This window comes from Rhodoferax sp. (genome assembly GCF_014859475.1).
In the GTDB taxonomy this organism is placed as follows: Bacteria; Pseudomonadota; Gammaproteobacteria; order Burkholderiales; family Burkholderiaceae_C; genus Rhodoferax.
Genome location: NZ_JACUUE010000233.1, coordinates 1 through 3,521, shown reverse-complemented (window position 1 = coordinate 3,521; position 3,521 = coordinate 1). Strand labels below are relative to the sequence as shown.

Sequence of the window (3,521 nt, the reverse complement as noted above, 5' to 3'; positions counted from 1 at the left end):
CCATTTACGAGTTCGACGTGGTTGACATGCCTGTGACCGTGGCGGTGGATGCCGGCGGCACCAGCGCCCACATCACCGGCCCGGCCGAATGGCAGCAACGCATTGCCACTGGCGAATTCAAGGGCATCACGGTGGCCGGTGGCTGAAAGGTACCAAGTCAAACATTCGATCGGGGTGTTTGACAGTGGTGCCGGCGGCCTGAGCATTCTGAAGGCGCTGCGCGCCGAGTTGCTGCATGAAAATTTCATCTATGTCGCTGACAGCGGCTTTGCGCCGTATGGCGAGCGCGATGCCGGTTTTGTGCTGGCACGGGCGCGCGCAGTCAGCCAGCATATGCTCGATGCGCCGCACCTGGCCGTCCAGGCACTGGTTATCGCCTGCAACACGGCCACGGCGGCCGCCATTCACCTGCTGCGCAAGGACCACCCCGAACTGCCCATCATCGGCGTCGAGCCTGCCCTGAAACCCGCCATCGCCTTGAGCCAGACCCGGCGCATCGGGGTCATGGCCACGCGCGGCACGCTCAACAGCCAGAAATTCCGGGCTCTGCTGGCGGGTGTGGCCGATCAGGCGCAATTTGTCTGCCAGCCCTGCGATGGTCTGGCCGATGCCATCGAGCGCGACGATGTCGAAAAAATCATCGGCCTGTGTCACCAATACACCGGGGAAATGGGTCAGTTTGGCGGCCAGGCGGGTGCGATTGACACTTTGATCCTGGGATGCACCCATTACCCCTTTGCCCGCCAGCATCTTCAGCCATTGGGCGGTCCCGGCGTGCGTCTGGTGGACACCGGTGGGCCCGTGGCGCGCCAGACCCGCCGCATGCTGACCAATCCCGCATTGGCTGCCACCCCAAGTCAATGCCGGCTCTTCAGCACCGGCGATCCACAACTGCTGCAAAGCGCTGCAAAGCGTTGGCTGGGGCTGGATGTGCCCGTGCAGCGATTGCAGTTCTGAGGGCCAACGAAAGTCGCAATTTCCGTCATTAAAAGCCAGTTCGAAAAACACGACACTCGTACATCGATCTTGAACATGAGTTGTGATGCCGACCTCGTATCTGGCCCGGAGTATCACTGCTCATCGTTCGCGATCTACAATTCTCCGAACCGAATGCTTCAAGCATAGAAGCACTTTAAGAAAATCACCCAGGGATGTTTATGAATTTCTCAACCCATTGTTCCTTGCATCTAGCGTGTCAGGTCTTGGCCTCGCTAGTGGGTATGCAGCAACCGGGCACTTTGATCGACCGATTTCAATCAGGCTTGACTGAAAAAGGGCGATGATTTTCTTACCCATAAGTCTTTCTTTCCCTCCTTGGCGTTAGACTGCCATACCGGTACAGACGCAATTCGTTTCAATATCATCGCCTCACTTCCATCGTATGTCAGTATTTTTTGTTCGATTATTTCCCGCCCTGATGACGAGCCTTTTCCTGAGTGCCTGTGCTTACGCACCAGGCATGTATGTTGGCAAACCGGTTCTTGAAATTGACGCTGTAACCCAAGCCCCCCCCCCCCCCGCAATCTGATTGCTATTAATTTCGAACTACTGCGCCAGCAGCGCGCCAGCGGCGCCACCGACATTCCCCCAGATGTCAAACAACTGTTCGATGTGCCCAAACCCTACCGCATCGGTCCGGGTGATGTGCTCAACATCATGGTCTGGGATCACCCGGAGCTCACCATTGCCGCAGCGGGTAGTCTGGCAACCGACGCAGGCAGCTTGTCGCCCGTCGGCAATGGCTACAACGTCAGTCCGCAGGGGCTGGTTCAGTTTCCGTATGTCGGCGTCCTCAAACTCTCCGGCATGACCGAATACGACGCACGCGACCTGCTCACCGAGCGTCTGGCCAAGTACCTTAAAAACCCGCAAATCACCGTACGCATCCAGTCCTATCGCAGCGGTCGCATCTATCTGGACGGCGAGGTGCGAACCCCCGGGCTGCAGGCCCTTAACGACATCCCCATGACACTGCCCGAAGCGCTGGGCCGCGCCGGCGGCTTTACACCAGCAGCCGACCGCTCGGCCATTGCCATCACGCGCAACGGCCGCACAACCCTGGTCAATCTGCCCCAGCTCACCGAGCGCGGCATCAGCCCCACGGCCATCCTGCTCGGCAACGGCGACCTGGTGCGCGTGCTCGCCCGCGACGAGGCCAAGGTGTTTGTATTGGGCGAGGTGCTGCGCCCCAATACCCAGACGCTGCGTAACGGCCGCCTGACACTGAACGAAGCGCTCGGCGAGTCTGGCGGGGTCAACCCCGTTTCTGGTGATCCACGCCAAATTTTCGTAATCCGCGCCGCCAACAAAGCCCAACCCGAGATTTACCATCTCGACGCAAGCTCTCCTATGGCTTATGCCATGGCTGAGGGCTTCGAACTGCAAGCACGAGATGTGGTCTATGTGGACCCGGCACCGCTGGTGCGCTGGAACCGCCTCATCAGCCTGATCTTGCCCAGCGCCGTCGCGGTCAACACCTCGCGTGACGCGCTCAACTGATGAACATCATTCTCACCGCGTGCATTGGCAACATTTGCCGCAGCCCACTGGCGCAAGCCCTGCTGTCGCAAGAGTTACCCGACCACACCGTAATGTCAGCCGGGCTTGGCGCCCTGATCGGCCAGCCGGCAGACCCGTTGTCGGTGCAGATTGCCGCGGAGCACGGGCTCAACATCAGGGCACACCGGGCGCAGCAAATTTCCAGTTTTTTGTGCCAAAAATCAGGTTTGATTCTGGTGATGGAACAAGCACATAAAGACCAGTTGGTGCAGCAGTTCCCACTGGCGCGCGGCAAGGTCTTTACGCTTGGCCATTACGGCCAATTTGACATTGCAGACCCCTACCGGCAACCGCGCGAAGCATTCGAAGCAGCCTTTGCCGCCATCGCTCAGGGCGCGGCTGCCTGGGCGCCACGCATCCAGCGCCTTTCTGTGCAAAAAATCAACAAGCCACAACTGACACGTTATTCCGCATGAATACCTTTCCCAACAGCCCTTCGCTAGTTATGTCTGCGCAAGAAGATGACGAAGACAACATCAGCCTCTTGGACTTACTTGACATCGTCCTGGAGCAACGCTGGCTCATCGCCGCGGCCACCGCCGTGGCACTGGCGCTGGGTGGCGGTTATGCACTGGTAGCCACACCCATCTTCGAGGCCAATACCCTGATTCAAGTCGAAGACAGCAAAGGCGGTGCAAGTAGCCTGCTGGTCGACATGGGCAGCCTGTTCAACATCAAGTCCCCGGCCACCGCAGAAATCGAAATCTTGCGATCGCGCCTGGTCATTGGTCAAGCAGTGAGCAACCTGCAACTTGACCTGGACGTCACCCCCAAATACCTGCCGCTTGTTGGACACTGGTTGGCGCGGCGGGCCACAGCGCTGTCAAACCCCGGTTGGCTGGGACTGGAAGGCTACGTCAGCGGAACCGAAGCGTTGCAAGTGGCCCACCTGCATGTACCGCAAGCGCTTGCGGGCGTGCGCTTCTCGGTCATCCTCACGCCGCAAGGCTACAACCTGATCA

At 59.2% G+C, this 3,521-nt stretch carries 4 protein-coding genes; all 4 read left to right on the top strand.

All coding sequences use genetic code 11. The annotated features are described in order from the left end of the window. The first annotated feature begins 138 nt into the window (after positions 1-138). Positions 139-957 carry a glutamate racemase gene (murI, locus tag IBX54_RS13585; RefSeq protein ID WP_296543192.1) on the top strand — a complete coding sequence of 273 codons (819 nt, stop codon included), beginning with the start codon at positions 139-141 and terminating at the stop codon, positions 955-957. A gap of 654 nt (positions 958-1,611) precedes the next feature. Then, positions 1,612-2,499 (top strand): polysaccharide biosynthesis/export family protein, encoded by an 888-nt coding sequence (locus tag IBX54_RS13580; RefSeq protein WP_296543191.1) that lies wholly within the window; start codon positions 1,612-1,614, stop codon positions 2,497-2,499. After that, the gene (locus IBX54_RS13575; RefSeq protein WP_296543190.1) at positions 2,499-2,975 is read left to right on the top strand and encodes a low molecular weight protein-tyrosine-phosphatase; all 477 of its coding nucleotides are present in this window, start codon (positions 2,499-2,501) and stop codon (positions 2,973-2,975) included. The genes IBX54_RS13580 and IBX54_RS13575 overlap by 1 nt, the downstream gene beginning before the upstream one ends. A 29-nt stretch (positions 2,976-3,004) precedes the next feature. After that, positions 3,005-3,521: Wzz/FepE/Etk N-terminal domain-containing protein (locus IBX54_RS13570; protein WP_296543189.1), on the top strand; the 517-nt coding region annotated here is incomplete at its 3' end.